The organism is Acidobacteriota bacterium (assembly GCA_016184105.1).
GTDB lineage: Bacteria > Acidobacteriota > Vicinamibacteria > Vicinamibacterales > 2-12-FULL-66-21 > JACPDI01.
In genome coordinates, this window is record JACPDI010000014.1 from 62,353 (window position 1) to 79,242 (window position 16,890).

Genomic DNA, 16,890 nt, shown 5'->3' on the forward strand with positions numbered 1-16,890 from the left:
CGATGGCGAAAAAGGTTGGACGCAAGACGCGCCTGCCGATGCCCTGCGCGGATCCGCACGAGCGGGCCCGCGCGTTCACGGAGGTGGCGCTCGGCTACGAAACGGCGATGGCCGTCGAGGAAGCGGACCGCTGCATCGTCTGCAAGAACCGGCCGTGCATCGCGGGCTGCCCGGTCGAGATCGACATCCCGAAGTTCGTCGAGCAGATCGCGCAGAAGGATTTCGAGGGGGCCTGGCGCACGCTGACCGACAAGAACGTCCTGCCTGCCATCTGCGGCCGCGTCTGCCCGCAGGAAGAACAGTGCGAGCAGAAGTGCACGCTCGGCGTGAAGTTCGAGCCGGTCGCGATCGGACGGCTCGAGCGGTTCGCCGCCGATTACGCCGCGGCGGCGGGGCTCAAGAGCGACGCGCCCGTGGAGAGTCCCACGGGCCGGTCGATCGCGATCGTCGGCTCCGGACCGGCCGGGCTGACCGCGGCGGCCGACCTCGCGCGCCTGGGCCACCGGGTGACGATTTTCGAGGCGCTGCACAAGCCCGGGGGGGTGCTGATGTACGGCATCCCCGAATTCCGGCTGCCGAAGGACATCGTCCAGCAGGAGATCGAGACGCTGCGCGACCTCGGCGTCGAGATCAAGTGCAACCACGTCATCGGCCGGACCTTCACGATCGACGAGCTGATGGTGGAGCTGGGGTACGACGCCGTGTTCGTCGCGACCGGCGCCGGGCTGCCGCACTTCCCGAAGATTCCCGGCGTGAACCTGATCGGCGTCTACTCCGCCAACGAGTACCTGACGCGCTCCAACCTGATGAAGGCGTACCGGTTCCCTGAGTACGACACGCCCATCATCCGCGGGAAGCACGTGGCGGTGATTGGCGGAGGCAACACGGCGATGGACGCGGTCCGGACGTCGCTGCGGCTCGGCGCGGACCGCGCGTACCTGATCTACCGGCGGTCGCGAACGGAGATGCCCGCGCGGCACGAGGAAGTCGAGCACGCCGAGGAAGAAGGGGTGCAGATCGAAATGCTCGCGGCCCCGGTGGCCGTGCTCGGCGACGAGAAGAACCGCGTGCGCGAGATTCGCTGCACCCGGATGGAACTGGGGGAGCCGGACGCATCCGGCCGCCGTTCGCCGATCGAGATCACGGGCTCCGAGTTCGAGCTCGCGGTCGACACGGTCGTGTTCGCCGTCGGCCAGGGTGCGAACCCCCTGATCCGGCAGACGACGCCGGACCTGCCGACGAACAAATGGGGCAACCTCATCGCCGACGACCGCACGGGCGCGACAACGAAGAAGGGCGTTTTTGCCGGCGGCGACATCGTCACGGGCGGCGCAACCGTCATTTCCGCGATGGGCGCGGGGCGCCGTGCCGCGCGCGCGATCGATCGATATCTCGCCAACCCGCTTCCAGACGGAGCGTAGCCATGCTCGCAGTCAGGTTTCACGGCCGGGGAGGGCAGGGAACCGTCATCGCGTCGAAGCTGCTGGCCTGCGCGATGTTCCGCGAAGGATGGCAGGTCCAGGCGTTTCCCGCGTTCGGCGCGGAGCGCAGCGGCGCGCCCGTGGCCGCGTTCCTCCGGGCGGATCGCGATCCGATCACGATCCACTACCAGGTGTACGAGCCGGATCACGTGGTCGTGCTCGATGCCGTGCTGCTCGGCACGATTGACGTCACCGCCGGCCTGAAGCCGGGCGGAACGATTCTCGTCAATACGCTCAAGAAGCCGGAGGAGCTGAAGCTGCCCGACCGGTTCGTGGTGGGTACGTGCGACGCCACCGGCATCGCGCTCCGGCACGGCCTCGGCTCGCGTACCACGCCGATCGTCAACACCGCGATCGTGGGCGCGTGGGCGGCGCTGACCGGCGCGGTCGGCATCGAGGCGGTCGTCGCGGAAGTGCCGGCGCTCGTGCCGATCAAACCGGAGGCGAACGTGGCGGCGGCGAAGGATGCCGCCCGGGCAGTGCTGGCACTCAGCGCCCGGCACCGCACATAGCACCGAGCACCCGGCACCGAGCGTCGAGCACTTCAAGGGACACCCATATGGCCCGTATCTCAACGATAGACGACGTCCCGGCTGGAACGCCGATGGCGGTCTCGCTCCGGAGCACGCGCGAGCTGGTCACGGGCAACTGGCGGACGTTCCGCCCCGTCTGGACGACGCGGCCGTCGCCGTGCAACCTCGATTGCCCCGCCGGCACGGACGTGCGCGCGTACCTGCGACACGTCGCGGACGGACAGTTCGAAGAGGCGTGGCGAACGATCCTCGAGCACAACCCGCTGCCCGGGATCTGCGGGCGCGTGTGTTATCACCCGTGCGAGCGCCACTGCAATCGCCAGGGGCTCGATTCCGCGGTTGCGGTGCACGCGATCGAGCGCGCGATCGGCGACGAGGCGCGCCGCCTCAGGTTGCAGGTCGAGCGCCCTGCTCCGTCGAACCACGCGCGTCGCGTCGCGATCATCGGCGCGGGCCCGGCGGGCATCAGCTGCGCGTACCACCTCGCGCTGCGCGGCCACCTGCCCACCATGTTCGACGCCATGCCGGAAGCCGGAGGCATGCTGCGGTACGGGATTCCTCCTTACCGGTTGCCCCGCGAGGTGCTCGACGCGGAGCTGGAGACGCTCTGGCGCCTGGGCGTTGCCTTCCAGGGCAGCGCACGTTTCGGCGAGTCGTTGCGCTGGGAGGACCTGAATCCGTACGCCGCGGTGTTTGTCGCCGTTGGCGCGAATCGCTCCCGCGAGGCGCGGGTGCCGGGCGACAACCTGGCCGGCGTCCGCTCCGGCCTCGAGTTCCTGCGCGCGGCGAATGCCGGCACGGAGACCGCGCTCTCGGGAGCGGCCGTGGTCATCGGCGGCGGCAACACCGCGATGGACGCGGCGCGAACCGCGCTTCGCCTCGGCGCCGCCCCCGTCACCGTCGCCTATCGCCGGTCGCGGGAGCACATGCCCGCCCACCCCGACGAGATCGCGCAGGCCGAAGCCGAAGGCATCGAGTTCATCTTCGAGGTGGCGCCCTCCGGGTTCGTGAACGGCAGGGGACGCCTGAGCGGCGTCGAGCTGCGGCGCATGCGTCTCGGGTCGCCGGACGCGAGCGGGCGGCCGCGGCCGGAGCCGGTCCCCGGATCGGAGTTCCGGCTGGACGCGGCCCATGCCTTCACCGCGATCGGCGAAGACGTGGAGGTCGATCCGTTCGCGCAGGTGATCGACACGCACGGCGGCCGCCTCTACGCCGACGCCTGGGGCCGGACGACGCGGCCGGCGGTATTTGCGGGCGGCGACGCGGCGACGGGGGCCGGCATGGTGGTCAACGCCATCGGATCGGGCCGCGTGGCCGCCGACGCGATCGACGCGTGGCTTGCCGGGCGCGATCCGGTGGAGCTGGGGCACGCCGAACGCGTCGGGCCGTCCGAGGTGAATCTGTTCTACTTCCGGCCCTCCGCGCGCGCCACGCAGGCGCACCTCCCGCGCGAGCAGGCGGTGCGCGTGATGGACGAGGTCGTCCAGGGACTCGATGCGCTCGCCGCGACGCGCGAGGCGCTCCGCTGCCTCACGTGCGGCACCTGCACCGAGTGCGACAACTGCCTGGTGTTCTGCCCCGACGCGGCCGTCCGCCATGACGCGCGATCGGGGACGTACAGCGCGGATACGCTGCACTGCAAGGGATGCGGCATTTGCGTTGCCGAGTGCCCGCGCGGCGCGATCGTGCTCGCGCCGGAGGAGCAGCGATGAGCGCGGTCACCAAGGTCATCGAAGGCACCCACGCCATCTCCTACGCCGTGCAGCGCGCCCGCGCGCGTGTCATCGCGGCGTACCCCATCACCCCGTCGTCGGGCGTCGTCGAGCTGCTGTCGGAGATGTGCGGTGACGGCCGCCTGGACGCGCGCTTTGTCGCCGTGGAGTCCGAGCACTCGGCGCTGGCGACCTGCGCCGGGGCGTCGCAGACGGGACTGCGCGCGTTCACCGCCACCTCGTCGCACGGGCTCGCGTACATGCACGAGATGCTGCACTGGTGCGCGGGGGCGCGGCTGCCGATCGTGCTGGCCAACGTGAATCGGGCGATGGGGTCCCCCTGGAACATCTTCGTGGACCAGAACGACAGCCTGTCCCAGCGCGACACCGGGTGGATCCAGTTCTACTGCGAGAACAACCAGGAAGTGCTCGACACGGTCATCCAGGCGTTTCGCGTCGCCGAGCACGTGCTGCTGCCCGCGATGGTGAACCTCGACGCGTTCTTCCTGTCGCACACAAGTGAGCCGGTCAGCATCCCCGACCAGGCGCTCGTGGACGCGTACCTGCCGGAGTACCGCCCGGCGTTCGCGCTCGATACCGCGAAGCCGAGCGCGTTCGGCGGGCTGCCAGCCAACGACGCGTACATGGAGCTGCGCGCCCGCATGGAGCGCTCGATGGACGAGGCGAGAAAGGCGGCGATCGACGCGAACGAGGAGTTTTACAAGCTGTTCGGCCGCCGCCACCCGATCGTCGAGACGTATCCGTGCAACGACGATCGCGCGCGCGGCGAGGTGGATATCGCGCTGGTGACCTCGGGCACCGCGGCGGCGACGGCGCGCTCGGTGATCGACCAGTACCAGAAGGCGGGGAAGCGGGTGCGGCTGGTGAAGATCCGGCTGTTCCGGCCGTTCCCATTCGATGCGGTGCGTGCGGCGCTGTCCGGCGCCAAGAAGGTCGTGGTGTTCGACCGCAATATCTCCTTCGGCCACGGCGGCATCATGGCGTCGGAAGTGCGCGCCGCGCTCCACAGCCGCAAAAGTGGGACAGTCACACTTTCCGGTGCCGGAAGTGGGACTGTCCCACTTTTCTCCTTTGTCGGCGGGCTGGGCGGGCGGGACGTCACCCCCGACACGTTCGAGTCGATGATTGCCTACGCGCAGGAACGCGACGAGCCGGAGCGCGAGACGCTCTGGGTCGGACTGAAGGAGAAGTAGCCGTGACGGTGCTGCGACAGGTCAATTACGATCTCCCGCCTGACGAGGTCCTCTCGCCCGGACACGTCGGGTGCGCCGGCTGCGGCGCCGCGCTGGCCATGCGGATCGCGCTGAAGGCGCTCGGGCGCAAGACGATCCTCGTGATCCCGGCGTGCTGCTGGACGGTCATCGACGGCCCCTCTCCCTACAGCGCGGCCGGCGTGCCGGTCATGCACGCCCCCTTCCCCTCGGCGGCCGCCGCGGCCACCGGCGTGCGCGCGGCGCTCGACCTCCAGGGAGACACGGATACGACGGTGTGCGCCTGGGCCGGCGACGGCGGTACGTTCGACATCGGCATCCAGGCACTCTCAGCCGCGGCCGAGCGCAACGAGAACATCCTGTACGTCTGCTACGACAACGAGGCGTACATGAACACCGGCGTCCAGCGCAGTTCCGCCACGCCGCTCGGCGCCTGGACCACGACGACGCCGGGCGCCCACATCAAGGACCAGCCGAAGAAGGACCTGCTCGCGATCATGGCGGCGCACCGGATTCCCTATGCCGCCACCGCCAGCGTCGCGTTCCCCGACGACCTGGCGGCGAAGATCTCCAAGGCGCGCTCGATCAAGGGCACCAGGTTTCTCCACGTGCTCGCCCCCTGCCCCCCGGGATGGAAGATCCCGTCCGACCGCGCGATCAAAGCCGCGCGCATGGCCGTGCAGGCGCGGGTGTTCCCGCTCGTCGAGATCGAACGCGGCACGACCTGGCGGCTCACGCTCGATCCCGGCCGCATCGCGCTCGAGGACTACCTCAAGGATCAGGGACGCTTCCGCTTCCTGCTCGACAACCCGCCCGCGCTCGAGGCCGCACGCGCCGCGGTCGAGGAGCGGTGGCGCGAGATCGTCGGCAGGACGGGGAGGGCGATGTGTGGGTGATGGGGGCTGGGCGTGCTCGTGCCATTACCCGATCGCCCGATGATCAATTGCCGACAGACAGGCGCAGCACCCTCCCCTTCCTCGCCCCGGTCAGTTTGCCCCCCTCCATCGCGAGCGTTCCGTTCACGACCACGTCGCTCACCCCGGTCGCAAGCTGGTGCGGGTTCTGGTACGTCGCCATGTCCTGGATCCTGTCCGGGTCGAAGAGGACGAGGTCGGCGACCGCGCCTTCGCGGATAACACCGCGGTCTTTCATCCGAAACACAGAAGCCGGCAGGCTGGTCATCGCGCGGATGGCAAACTCCAGCGGCACGACCTTTCGCTCCCGGACGTAGCGCGCCAGGCGGCGCGCGAACGATCCGTTGCCGCGGGGGTGCGGTACGCCGCTCCCCATTTCGACGAGCGCCCCATCGCTCGAGGCCATCGTGTACGGCGCGCGCATGATCGCCTCGATGTCCTTCTCCGACATGTTGAACGAGACGATCGACGCGCCCCCCTGCGCGATGATGCCCAGCGCCGCGGCGACCGCCGTCACCCCGCGCGCCTGGGCAATCTGCGCGAGGCTCTTCCCTTCAAGCGTGCGATCGCTCCGGCAGAACGCGATGACGATGCTGTCGGCTCCGCCGCGCCGCCTGAGATTCTCCGTCGCGACGGCCTCGCGGGCCGCCGGATCCGTGTTGTCGCCGTCGGGCAACAGCGCCGCCTGGAGATTGGTCGAAGAGGCTTCGTAAGGATATTGATCCGCGAACACCTCGACGCCGCGCGCGCGCGCCGCGTCGATGTGCTCGAGCAGCGCCGCCCCCTTGCCCCAGTTGTCCGGGCCGAGCGCCTTCATGTGCGTGACGATGCCGCGAAGGCCACCCTCGTCGGCGATGCGGATGACCTCGTCGACGGCAGCGACCACTCCCGCGCCGTAATCACCCTCGTCGCGCACATGGCTGGTGCACACGCCGCCCGCAGCCGCGGCCACGCGCGCCAGCGCGATGACCTCCTCGGTCTTCGCGTACCGGCCCGGGATGTAGAACAAGCCGCTCGACAGGCCGAAGGCACCTTCGCCCATGCCGCGACCGACGAGCGCTTCCATCGCGACCAGTTCCGAGGCCGTCGGCTCGCGCGCTTCCGTCCCGAGGACCGCGCGGCGCACGCTGCCATGGCCGATGAGCTGCGCGACGTTCACGCCGATGCCGCCGGCCTCGATCTGGCGTCGCTGCGCGGCAAGATCCAGCGGACCGCCGCCGTCCGGATTGATGAAGATGGTCGTGACCCCCTGCGCGATCATCGGGGCCGCATCGCGCAGGGTCTCGCGCGTCAGGCTCTCGCCGGCGTGCGAGTGCACGTCGATGAAACCGGGCGCGAGCACCCGGTCGGCTGCATCGATGACGCGCGCCGCGGTTGCGCCGTTGAGCTTCCCCACGGCCGCGATGCGCCCCTCGCGCACGCCCACATCCGCGCGAACCCACGGGTTGCCCATCCCGTCCATTACCCGCGCGCGGCGAATCAGGATGTCGAACGCCTCCGTCTCCGGACGCTGCACCGAGCGCGCGGAGATTGACGCGAGCAGACCGAGAACCACACATGAACACGCGACGAACGTGCGCATGAGGCGGATGCTATCACCGAAGCGCTGGCGGGCACGCGATGTGCACTGTGGCGTTGTTCTGGGTGAGATTATGGCTTACGAGTCACGCAACCTAAAGGTGAGTCGATCGACCGGGAACGTGTGGGAACGGCCGGGGTGGACGCCGGAGACGTCGCAGTGGGATCGCGAGCGGCTCCTCGTCGGTCTCTTCGGCGCGGGTCTCGCGCTGTACGGCTTGCGGCGCGGCGGCTGGCTCGGCACGGTGCTCGGCGCCGCCGGCGCAGGCATCGTCGCACGTGCCGCGCAGGGGCGGCATGACGTCACGCGCGCGCGGGCGCTGGCCGATCGCACGCTGCGCGCGCGCGGCTGGCGCGACGAGGACGTCGTGGACGACGCGTCGCAGGAGTCTTTCCCGGCGAGCGACGCCCCCTCATGGACGCCGACCGCCGGCGCGAAGACCGACAGGTAAACGAACGACAGAGGACAACACATGGAACCCATGGCCGCAAGTTCCAGCGTCTTGCGAGAACGAGAATGGCTGAACGTCGGAGGGATTGAGCGATGGGCGTCGCTCGCCGCGGGCGCCGGCCTCCTGATGGCCGCGCTCTCCCGCCGGAAACCGTCGAGCGCGCTCGGCGCGGTGGCCGGCAGCGCGCTCCTCTTCCGCGGCGTCACGGGACACTGTCCCGTCAACGCGCGCATCGGCCGCAACACGGCCAGCCAGCGTACGCAGGTCGCCCTTGGCGGCAGCGGCGGCGTCCACGTGAAGGACTCGGTCACGATCGACCGCCCCGTCGACGAGCTGTTCGCGTTCTGGCGGAACTTCGAGAACCTGCCGCGCTTCATGGAGCATCTCGAGGCCGTCACGGCCACCAGCCCCGATCGCTCCCACTGGGTGGCGAGGGCGCCGGCGGGCATGCGCGTCGAATGGGACGCCGAAATCATCAACGAGGTCGGCAACCAGGTGATCGGCTGGCGATCGCTGCCCGGCTCCGACGTGACGAGCGCCGGCTCGGTCAACTTCGATGACGCGGGCCCGGGTCGCGGCACCCGCATCACCGTGCACCTGCAGTACGGGCCGCCCGCCGGAAAGCTGGGCGCGCTGTTCGCGAAGCTCTTCGGCGAAGAGCCGTCGCAGCAAATCCACGAAGATCTCCGGCGGCTCAAGCGCCTGCTCGAGACGGGCGAGGTGCCCACCACCGAAGGTCAGCCAAGCGGCCGCCCGGCGGGACTCTCGCGCGGCATGCTCGCGTTGCGGCGCAAGCGCCAGAAGCGCTCGCCCGCAGCAACAATGGTGAATGCCAAGCCACGGAGGAGCGCATGAGGGCTCTGTGCTGGCATGGGAAGGGGGACGTGCGCGTCGATCGGGTGCCGGATCCTGAAATCCTGAACCCGAGGGACGCGATCGTGCGGGTCACGTCCACCGCCATCTGCGGATCCGACCTCCACATCCTCGACGGCTACATCCCGACGATGAGGCCCGGCGACATTCTTGGCCACGAGTTCATGGGCGAGATCGTCGACGTGGGATCCGAAGTCAGGAACCTGAAGACCGGCGACCGCGTCGTCGTACCGTTCACGATTTCCTGCGGCTCCTGTTTTTACTGCAAGCGCGGGCTGTTCTCGGCCTGCGACAACTCGAACCCGAATGCGTGGATTCCCGAGACGATGTACGGCGCGTCGCCGTGTGGCATCTTCGGGTACTCGCACATGCTGGGTGGCTACGCGGGCGGGCAGGCGGAGTACGCGCGCGTGCCGTTCGCCGATGTCGGGCCGCTGAAGATCCCCACGATGCTGGGCGACGAGCAGGTGCTGTTCCTCTCCGACATCTTCCCCACCGGTTTCATGGCTGCAGAGGGATGCGCGATCGAGCCGGGCGACACCGTCGCGGTGTGGGGCTGCGGACCGGTCGGCCAGTTCGCGATCCGCAGCGCCTGCCTCCTGGGCGCCAGCCGCGCCGTCGCGATCGATCGGGAGCCCGAGCGGCTGCAGATGGCGGCGCGCGACGGGAACGCCATCACGCTGGACTACGAACAGGTGGATGTGTACGAGGCGTTGATGGACCTCACCGGCGGCATGGGGCCGGACTCGTGCATCGATGCGGTCGGCATGGAAGCGCACGGCGCGACGCTCGATTACTGGTACGACCGCGTGAAGACGGCGGCGTTCATGGCCACCGACCGCCCGGTGGCGCTCCGGCAGGCGATCCACTGCTGCCGCAAGGGGGGCACGGTGTCCATCCCCGGCGTGTACGGCGGGTTCCTGGACAAGGTGCCGGTCGGCGCCGCCTTTAATAAAGGACTCACGCTGAAGATGGGCCAGACTCACGTCCAGCGCTACTTGCCCAGGCTGCTGCGGCTCATCGAGGCGGGTCCACTTCGTCTCGCTCTCGCGTCCTTCCTTGAGCCGATCCCCGTCGTGTCCAGCCGGCGGCGGCAGGAACCGGTTGGCGAGCGTCATCAGCCGCATGACGAGCCCCGGCGCGACGCCGTGCAGCGCCTCGACGAGCCTGGCCTGCGGCGTGATCGTCAGCGCCGGATCCCCGTAGCGGCACGCGTCGACGATCTTCGCGGCGGCGCGCTCGGCGTTGATCGTCACGAGCGGCAGCGAGTCGGACAGCGCGAACCAGGTGTATTCCGCCTCGTGATCCCCCTTGAACCCGGCACGGTCGCCGACATCGCACGTGAGGGTGAAGACGTCGGCTCCTTCCTTGCGCAGCTGTGCGGCGGCCATCTCGAGGTCATCCATCGTGCGCGCGAAGAGCGCGAGGCGCGCGCCTTCTGCCGCGAGCTGGCGCGCGAGGACGAACCCGAGGCCCCGCGAGCCGCCGGCAATCAGCACCACCCGGTCGAAGAAGTCGATCGCGCGCGACCGACGCGCGCTCTCCCACGCGATCAGCGCCGCGCCGACGCCGACCGCCGCCGCGGTCACGGCTGTGTTCCTGGCCATCTGTCGCCCTCCTTGCATTGCGGAGCATCGCTCACCCGGTCGCGCGAAGATGCGGGCGCTCCGGCTCGAGCGCATGCCTGAGCGTCACGGCGTTTCGCGGTGCGTGCCCCCCTGCGTCGTTGTTGAAGTACGCATACACGTCGCAGCCGCGCGCCAGGTGCGCCGCGTCCTTGAGCTTCCGCATGTGCGTGAGATACCGGCTCGCCCTCACGGCGTAAACGAACCCCACCGGCGCCTGCAGCCGCCATCTCTTCATCGTCTCCTTCTGCGGCAGGCGATAGTAGTACTCGAACCATTGCTGCCGCGGGAGACTGTCGGGATAGAAGTCACCTTTCCAGTGTGTATTCCCAGCCGGAGCAGCCGACGCGCGCGCCGGCGCGGTTTTGAGCCATGCTTGTCGTGATGTCTGCAAGAACTGTTTCCGCGGCCTGGCTCATCTGCGCCGCGGTGGCCGTGCTGCCCGCCGCACCTCGACCGGCTGCTCGGCGCCCATTCGACCGGACCGTGCTCGGCGCGTCGCTGTTCCGCGCCGCGTGGGCGTATCGCCACGACCGCGCGTGGCTCGAGTCGCAGCTCGACTACCTGTCGCTCCACGGCTTCGACGCGATTCGCGCGTTCGGCGTGGTGGGCGATCCGTCGCGGCCGGACTACTGGGACGGCCGGGAAATCGACTGGAAGTGGGAGGACTACGACTCGGTGGTTGCGGGCCTGACCGATCTGGCGTACGACGAGTACGGAATCCGCGTGCAATGGACGATCTTCGCGGGTGGTCGCTTCCCGGCCGCCGCCGATCGCGCGGGAGTCGTGGACCGATTCATCAGGATGTCGCGCGGGCGCGAGCAGAAGATCCTCGCGTTCGAAATCGCGAACGAGCACCTGCAGAACGGATTCGACGGGCCGGAGGGCCTCGAGCAGGTGAGGCGGTTCGCGAGGACAGTCCGCGCCGCCACGAGCGTCCCCGTCGCGGCCTCCGCACACCGGCCGGAGCTCTGCCCCCTCTACGCCGCGGGAGACGTGGATTTCGCGACCGTGCATTTCGATCGCGAAGCACCGCACGCGCGCTGGTCGCCGCTCCTGGAGCCGTGGCAGAGTGCCCGGCGAAAGGGGCACCTGTCGTCATGCGACCTGCCCGAGGTCGCGAGCAACAACGAGCCGTCGGGGCCCGGCGCTTCCGTGAAATCGACGTCCGATCCACTGTCGATCGTGATGGCCGCGGTCAACACCTATCTGGCCGGCATCCCGATCTACATGTTCCATAGCGGCCCGGGCGTTCGTGACGACCCCGCACACGACCAGGGGTTGCGGCCGTCAGGGCTCGAGGAATTGCCCGGAGCTGACGCGCTCTTCGCCGGGCTGGCGGAGATGCGGCGTTACCTGCCGGGCGACGTGTTCGAATGGACACCGATGCCGGCGAACGAGCCCGGCTTTCCCTTCGATGTGGAGGGGCCCGTGGCGGTCATGCTCGGCGCGCGCCGCGGCGCCGCGTTCATCGTCGCGTTGTCGGGAATCGAATCGGAGGTGACGCTGGTCGCGCGGCGGAGCGCCAGCGTGCGAGCGCTCGACCCGCTGACGGGCAAGGCGTTCGATCAACAGACGTTACGCCGCGGGGAGCGCTGGCCGCTGCACGCCGTGGCCGCAGTCGTCCTGGCCTCGACGCCGGCCTCCGCCACGGTACAATGAGCCGAGCCTGCCATGATCATCGCCCGCGAGCGCTACCTCGACGAGACCTCGAACTTTCACCTGACGCTCTCGCTCGTGACGCGTACCGGGGTGATGCACAGCCTGCTCTCGAACGTGCCGGACGAGGAACGCGCGGCCATCAGCGAGATCCTCGTCCGGGCGCTGAACGAAATCGAGCAGCGCCTGAAAGCCCACCTGCCCCTGAACCCTGAACCCTGAGCCCTGAGCCCTACTTCCGCCCTCCGTCCGGGAACACCAGCGGCGGCGGTTCGTTCTCAATCAGGTACTCGAACTCGCGGCGGAACTCATCGAGCGACATGTGCGCGGTCGCCGCGAACTTCGCCAGCTCGTGCGCGTCGTCGAAGTCGTCGCGCCGCAGGCGGATCATGTAGCGCCGCGCGATCGCGTAGCGCTCGGAGTTGATCTCGACGTACCGGACCCGGGCGCGCCCCGTGTCGCGGTCGATCATCTCGCTGAACGGGATGGGCACGAAGTGTCCCGCCTGCATCGAGATCATCGCGTCGCTCCCGCCCGACAGCAGGTATTTCGCCGCGCAGTAGCCGAGATCGCGCGTGTACTCGATATCGTACGGAATCGGATCGGCGCACCGCAGCTCGTAGCCGATGTTCTTGGCCACGATCGGCGCCTTGAGCCCGAGCTGCTTGAGCCGCTCGGCGACGGCCGCCTTGAGGATCTCGCCGATGTTCACTTCCGCGATCCGCAGGTGCCCGTGCTCGTCGCGCTCCACCTCGTGGAGGCTCCGCAGGTCGTCCGGGTGCACGTCGAGCACGACCCCTTCGGCAATGATCGCCACGCCATCGCGGCGGCCGTAGCTCAGTCGCTTGATGACGGCGCCCGCGAGCGTGTCGACGATCGTGTTGAGCCGGATCGGCTTGGTGAACTCCTCGGGGATCAGCGTGAGGGTCGCGCCGGAGGCCTTGCCCATGCCCAACGCGAGGTGCCCAGCCTTGCGCCCCATCGCGATCACGAAGTACCACCTCGACGTCGTCTTCGCGTCCACCATCAGGTTCTTGACGATCTCCACGCCGTAGTGGCGCGCCGTCTGGAACCCGAACGTGTCCACGTACGGGGGCAGCCCGAGATCGTTGTCAATCGTCTTCGGCACGTGGACGACCCGGATGCGTCCGGCGGATTTTTCGGCGAGCTTCAGCGCCGAGAACGCCGTGTCGTCGCCGCCGATGGTGATGAGCTGCGACACGTTGAGCCGCAGCAGGGAAATGACCGTGTTCTCCAGGTGCTGTGGGTTGCGCGTGGGGTTCGCGCGCGAGATGCCGATATGCGAGCCGCCGCGGAAATGGATCCGGCTGACGGCGTCAATCGTGAGGGGCATGACGTGGTCGATGTCCCCCTGCATGATCCATTCGAACCCGTCACGGATGCCGACGACATCGATGCCTTCGACCTGTGCGCGGATCGTGGCGGTGCCGATGACGCTGTTGATGCCGGGGGCCGGCCCGCCGCCGACGAGGATGGCGACATTCTTATGATGTTCCATGGCTGCCCTGATCCTATTCCACTTCCATCAAGGCGCCGGTGTGCGTGTTCAGAGCGCGTCGACGATCGCCGCGGCCACCTCCCGCGTCGTCGCGCGGCCGCCGAGGTCGGGCGTGCGCGGGCCGCCGCCGGCGAGCACGTGCTCGATGGCACCGACGATCGCGTCGTGCGCGCCGGTCGCGCCGAGGTGGTCGAGCATCAGGGCGCCCGCCCAGATCGCGCCGATGGGATTGGCGATGCCGCGCCCGGCGATGTCGGGAGCCGAGCCGTGGATCGGCTCGAACATCGACGGAAACGTGCGCTCGGGATTCAGGTTGGCGCCCGGCGCGATCCCGAGGCTGCCCGACACCGCCGCGCCGAGGTCGGTCAGGATGTCGCCGAACAGGTTCGACGCGACGATCACGTCGAGGCTCGACGGGTCGGTCACCATGCGCGCGGCCAGCGCGTCGACGTGGTACTTCCGCCAGCTCACGTCGGGAAAATCCGCGGCAACCTCTTCGACCACATCGTCCCACAGGACCATCGAGTGCTGGAGGGCGTTCGATTTTGTCGCGCTCGCGAGGAGCCGGCGCGGCCGCTTCAGAGCGAGGGCGAAGCCGAACCGGGCGATCCTCTCGATGCCGCGCCTCGTGAACACGCCGGTCTGCTCCGCGCGGTCGTCCGGCGTTCCCGCGCCGGTGCGCGCGCCGGCGCCGGCATACTCTCCTTCGGAGTTCTCGCGGACGCACACCATGTCGATCTCCGCAGGGGTGCGCCGCGCCAGCGGGCCCGTCACGCCCGGCAGGAGCCGCATCGGCCGCAGGTTCACGTACTGCTCGAACCGCTGGCGAATCGGCAGGATCAACTCCCAGACCGACACGTGGTCGGGCACCGACGGGTCGCCGACCGCGCCGAGGTAGATCGCGTCGAAGCCGCGCAGCCGATCGAGCGCGTCCCGGTCCATCATGCGGCCGGTCTCGCGGTAGAACGTGCAGCCCCAGGGGAACCCGGTCCACTCGACGGCGATCCCGTGGCGCGCCGCCGCGCGATCGACGACCTGCATGCCGGCGGGAATCACCTCCCCGCCGATGCCGTCGCCGGCGATGACCGCGACGCGGTATCGCACGCCTACATTCCCGGCGGCGTGAACCGCCCGTCGGCCGCCAGCCATCCGCCGTCGGCGAAGATGATGGTGCCGGTGACGAAACTCGCGGCGTCCGATGCGAGGAACAGCGTCGGTCCCACCATCTCGTCCGCGCGCCCCCACCGATTGAAGACGCTCTTGGCGGCGTACGCGTCGTACCATCCCTTATTCGCCTTGATGGGTGCGGTGAGCGGCGTCTCGATCACGCCGGGGCCGACCGCGTTCACGCGCACGCCGAACGGCCCGAATTCGGCCGCTGCCGTGCGCGCCATCTGCAGGATGCCCGCCTTGGTCGCCGCGTACACGGCCTGGCCCGGCTCGACCACCTGCGAGCGGATCGACGAGAACAGCACGATGCTGCCGCGGCGCTCGGCCGTCATGATGCGCCCGGCGGCCTGCAGCACGTTGAAGTTCCCCTTCATGTTGATCGCCAGCACGCGGTCGAACTCCTCGGCCGTGTAGTCGAGGATCTTCTTCCGCACGTTGATGCTCGGCGTGCAGATCACCACGTCGAGGCGGCCGTGGCGCGAACGCAGATCCTCGAACGCGCGGGCCACGGCCGCGGCGTCGCGGATGTCGAGCGCCGCGCACTCCGCCGCGCCGCCCTCGCGCACGGCGGACTCGGCGACGCCGCGCGCCGCGGGCTCGTTGACGTCCAGGCACGCGACGCGCGCGCCTGCCGCGGCGCAGCCCCGCGCCACCGCCTCGCCGATCCCGGATCCGGCGCCGATCACCGCCGCGACCTTGCCCGATAAATCAAAGATGTTCGCCATAAGTGCTCCTGCTGATATTCCCCTGATTGCGTCGCACCGCCATGACAGCCGCGTAGGCGGCCGCGGCCGCCGCGAGCCCTATGAGATTGGGGTTCGCGATGCCGAACCCCTTGCCGCCGGTCCAGGCGTGGACCGCCAGCAGCGTCGCCACCCCCGCCGCGATCGACGCGAGCGCCTCGGGCGCCCCGGCGCGGCGCGTGAGGAGCCCGCCGATGACCGGCACGAACAGGCTGACGCCGAGGAGTGAATAGAAGATGCTCAGCGCGCCGATGATGGTCTCGAGCTGCGTGGCGAGCACCACGCCCCCGGCCCCGCCCGCCAGCGCCGCCAGTCGCGCGACCTTCAACAACCGTCGATCGTCGGCCGCGGGATTCACGAAACGCTTGTAGAGGTCCTTCGACAGCGACGTGGCGAGCATGAACAGAATCGCATCGCACGTGCTCACTTCCGCGGAGAACACCGCGGCCAGCCCGAGCGCGCCCAGGAGCACCGGCAGCTCGGTGGCGAGCACCGCCGGCAGGACCATGTTCGGGCTGTCCACCTCGATGTGCGCCGCGCGCGCGGCAATCCCGAAAAACACCGGGATGCACGCGAACAGCATCTGCGCGACGGCTTGCGTGCCCACGCCCACGCGCACCACGCGCGCACTGCCGGCGCCGTAGACTTTCTGCAGCAGGCCCGGCGAGATGATGAAGGCCGGCGTGAGCAGGGCGACCATCGCCCACCCGGAGCCCGCGCCGCTGGAGTGCATGATGTTCCAGTAGCCGTCCGGCACGTTGGGGATCGCGTGGAAGGCCGCCGCGCCGCCAAGCGACGAGTACAACAGCGGAATCGACACCAGGAAGCCCGTCAGGAGCACGCCCAGCTGGATCAGGTTCACCCACGCCGAGCTCAGGAGCCCGCCCGCGACGAAATACACGGTCATCACCGCGGCGCCGATGAGCGCGCCGGCGGGACGGGAGATCCCGGCGACGACGTTGAGCACGGCCGCGCCGGCGATCAACTGTGCCGCGAGGATGGCGAGCGTGCCCAGCCAGATGAACGACGCGATGACGCCACGCACCGCGGCGCCGTAGCGGAACTCGAGGTAATCCCCCGCCGTGTAGAACCCGTGCTCGCTCGCAAGCCGCCACAGGCGCGGGCCCACCCAGAACGCCAGGGCGAGCGACCCGATCGCCGCCGCGCCGTTCCACCACCACGCGCTGACACCCTGCTCGTACGCCAGACCGGCGGCGCCGACCGTCGTTCCCGCCCCGATGTTCGCGGCGAGGACGGTCGAGAAGAGGAGCGGCGCCGTGAGCTGCCGTCCCGCGACGAAGAAATCGCCGCTGCTGCGCACGAACCGCGAGACCCACAGCCCCGCGGCCGTCAGCGCCACGGAATACACGACGAGGAGGGCGAGGTGGAGATTCACGCG

15 protein-coding genes and 2 pseudogenes are annotated in these 16,890 nt (G+C 69.4%); 10 read left to right on the forward strand and 7 right to left on the reverse strand.

Annotation, left to right across the window (positions count from 1 at the left end; genetic code table 11):
- Positions 1–2 precede the first annotated feature (2 nt).
- The 5 genes from gltA to HYU53_06145 all read left to right on the forward strand — a co-directional run bounded on the left by gltA (position 3) and on the right by HYU53_06145 (position 5,854).
- Entirely contained in the window at positions 3–1,421 is a 1,419-nt protein-coding gene (gene gltA, locus HYU53_06125) for an NADPH-dependent glutamate synthase (GenBank protein ID MBI2220769.1), read from the forward strand.
- A gap of 2 nt (positions 1,422–1,423) precedes the next feature.
- Positions 1,424–1,993, forward strand: coding sequence for a 2-oxoacid:acceptor oxidoreductase family protein (locus HYU53_06130; protein ID MBI2220770.1), 570 nt, complete (start codon positions 1,424–1,426; stop codon positions 1,991–1,993).
- Between the two features lie 47 nt (positions 1,994–2,040).
- Entirely contained in the window at positions 2,041–3,726 is a 1,686-nt protein-coding gene (locus tag HYU53_06135; protein MBI2220771.1) for an FAD-dependent oxidoreductase, read from the forward strand.
- On the forward strand, positions 3,723–4,940 hold the full coding sequence (porA, locus tag HYU53_06140) for a pyruvate ferredoxin oxidoreductase (protein MBI2220772.1): 1,218 nt from the start codon (positions 3,723–3,725) through the stop codon (positions 4,938–4,940). Before HYU53_06135 ends, porA begins: the two co-directional genes overlap by 4 nt.
- A gap of 98 nt (positions 4,941–5,038) precedes the next feature.
- The gene (locus HYU53_06145; protein MBI2220773.1) at positions 5,039–5,854 is read left to right on the forward strand and encodes a pyruvate synthase subunit beta; all 816 of its coding nucleotides are present in this window, start codon (positions 5,039–5,041) and stop codon (positions 5,852–5,854) included.
- A gap of 43 nt (positions 5,855–5,897) precedes the next feature.
- Here the strand turns inward: HYU53_06145 and HYU53_06150 are convergent, their stop codons facing one another.
- Positions 5,898–7,454 carry a D-aminoacylase gene (locus tag HYU53_06150; GenBank protein ID MBI2220774.1) on the reverse strand — a complete coding sequence of 519 codons (1,557 nt, stop codon included), beginning with the start codon at positions 7,452–7,454 and terminating at the stop codon, positions 5,898–5,900.
- 70 nt (positions 7,455–7,524) lie between these two features.
- Here HYU53_06150 and HYU53_06155 point away from each other — a divergent pair, with 70 nt between their 5' ends.
- The 3 genes and pseudogenes from HYU53_06155 (at position 7,525) to HYU53_06165 (ending at position 9,806) form a co-directional block, all read left to right on the forward strand.
- Positions 7,525–7,902, forward strand: a complete 378-nt coding sequence (locus HYU53_06155; protein MBI2220775.1) for a hypothetical protein — start codon at positions 7,525–7,527, stop codon at positions 7,900–7,902.
- Between the two features lie 30 nt (positions 7,903–7,932).
- Positions 7,933–8,757 carry a DUF2892 domain-containing protein gene (locus HYU53_06160; GenBank protein ID MBI2220776.1) on the forward strand — a complete coding sequence of 275 codons (825 nt, stop codon included), beginning with the start codon at positions 7,933–7,935 and terminating at the stop codon, positions 8,755–8,757.
- Positions 8,754–9,806 (forward strand): annotated as a pseudogene (locus tag HYU53_06165) (glutathione-dependent formaldehyde dehydrogenase). Before HYU53_06160 ends, HYU53_06165 begins: the two are co-directional and overlap by 4 nt.
- A 285-nt stretch (positions 9,807–10,091) precedes the next feature.
- Here the strand turns inward: HYU53_06165 and HYU53_06170 are convergent.
- Together HYU53_06170 and HYU53_06175 are read right to left on the reverse strand one after the other, a co-directional pair.
- A pseudogene (locus HYU53_06170) lies at positions 10,092–10,457 on the reverse strand (SDR family NAD(P)-dependent oxidoreductase).
- Positions 10,414–10,794, reverse strand: coding sequence for a DUF72 domain-containing protein (locus HYU53_06175; GenBank protein MBI2220777.1), 381 nt, complete (start codon positions 10,792–10,794; stop codon positions 10,414–10,416). The pseudogene HYU53_06170 and the gene HYU53_06175 overlap by 44 nt, the downstream one beginning before the upstream one ends.
- On the opposite strand from HYU53_06175, the gene HYU53_06180 reads away from it, so the two are divergent.
- Both HYU53_06180 and HYU53_06185 read left to right on the forward strand, forming a co-directional pair.
- On the forward strand, positions 10,785–12,062 hold the full coding sequence (locus tag HYU53_06180; protein MBI2220778.1) for a hypothetical protein: 1,278 nt from the start codon (positions 10,785–10,787) through the stop codon (positions 12,060–12,062). The two genes, HYU53_06175 and HYU53_06180, sit on opposite strands and share 10 nt — an antisense overlap.
- Positions 12,063–12,074: 12 nt before the next feature.
- A complete protein-coding gene (locus tag HYU53_06185; protein ID MBI2220779.1) occupies positions 12,075–12,281 on the forward strand; it encodes a hypothetical protein in 207 nt (68 codons plus the stop codon).
- A gap of 10 nt (positions 12,282–12,291) precedes the next feature.
- On the opposite strand, the gene HYU53_06190 is transcribed toward HYU53_06185, so the two are convergent.
- From HYU53_06190 to HYU53_06205, 4 genes are read right to left on the reverse strand one after another with little or no spacing between them, the layout of a single operon-like run.
- Positions 12,292–13,578, reverse strand: coding sequence for a 6-phosphofructokinase (locus tag HYU53_06190; protein ID MBI2220780.1), 1,287 nt, complete (start codon positions 13,576–13,578; stop codon positions 12,292–12,294).
- 48 nt (positions 13,579–13,626) lie between these two features.
- Entirely contained in the window at positions 13,627–14,727 is a 1,101-nt protein-coding gene (locus HYU53_06195) for a tartrate dehydrogenase (protein MBI2220781.1), read from the reverse strand.
- Positions 14,685–15,473, reverse strand: a complete 789-nt coding sequence (locus HYU53_06200) for an SDR family oxidoreductase (GenBank protein ID MBI2220782.1) — start codon at positions 15,471–15,473, stop codon at positions 14,685–14,687. Before HYU53_06200 ends, HYU53_06195 begins: the two co-directional genes overlap by 43 nt.
- On the reverse strand, positions 15,457–16,887 hold the full coding sequence (locus HYU53_06205; protein ID MBI2220783.1) for a sodium:solute symporter family protein: 1,431 nt from the start codon (positions 16,885–16,887) through the stop codon (positions 15,457–15,459). Before HYU53_06205 ends, HYU53_06200 begins: the two co-directional genes overlap by 17 nt.
- Between the last annotated feature and the right edge of the window lie 3 nt (positions 16,888–16,890).

Excerpts from the sequence above, each read along its gene's own strand:
- HYU53_06200 (MBI2220782.1), bottom strand. The coding sequence starts at position 15,473 with ATGGCGAACATCTTTGATTTATCGGGCAAGGTCGCGGCGGTGATCGGC.
- HYU53_06130 (MBI2220770.1), top strand. The coding sequence starts at position 1,424 with ATGCTCGCAGTCAGGTTTCACGGCCGGGGAGGGCAGGGAACCGTCATC.
- HYU53_06150 (MBI2220774.1), bottom strand. The coding sequence starts at position 7,454 with ATGCGCACGTTCGTCGCGTGTTCATGTGTGGTTCTCGGTCTGCTCGCG.
- HYU53_06145 (MBI2220773.1), top strand. The coding sequence starts at position 5,039 with ATGCGGATCGCGCTGAAGGCGCTCGGGCGCAAGACGATCCTCGTGATC.
- HYU53_06180 (MBI2220778.1), top strand. The coding sequence starts at position 10,785 with ATGTCTGCAAGAACTGTTTCCGCGGCCTGGCTCATCTGCGCCGCGGTG.
- HYU53_06195 (MBI2220781.1), bottom strand. The coding sequence starts at position 14,727 with ATGGCTGGCGGCCGACGGGCGGTTCACGCCGCCGGGAATGTAGGCGTG.
- HYU53_06185 (MBI2220779.1), top strand. The coding sequence starts at position 12,075 with ATGATCATCGCCCGCGAGCGCTACCTCGACGAGACCTCGAACTTTCAC.
- HYU53_06135 (MBI2220771.1), top strand. The coding sequence starts at position 2,041 with ATGGCCCGTATCTCAACGATAGACGACGTCCCGGCTGGAACGCCGATG.
- HYU53_06190 (MBI2220780.1), bottom strand. The coding sequence starts at position 13,578 with ATGGAACATCATAAGAATGTCGCCATCCTCGTCGGCGGCGGGCCGGCC.
- gltA (MBI2220769.1), top strand. The coding sequence starts at position 3 with ATGGCGAAAAAGGTTGGACGCAAGACGCGCCTGCCGATGCCCTGCGCG.
- HYU53_06160 (MBI2220776.1), top strand. The coding sequence starts at position 7,933 with ATGGCCGCAAGTTCCAGCGTCTTGCGAGAACGAGAATGGCTGAACGTC.
- HYU53_06155 (MBI2220775.1), top strand. The coding sequence starts at position 7,525 with ATGGCTTACGAGTCACGCAACCTAAAGGTGAGTCGATCGACCGGGAAC.
- porA (MBI2220772.1), top strand. The coding sequence starts at position 3,723 with ATGAGCGCGGTCACCAAGGTCATCGAAGGCACCCACGCCATCTCCTAC.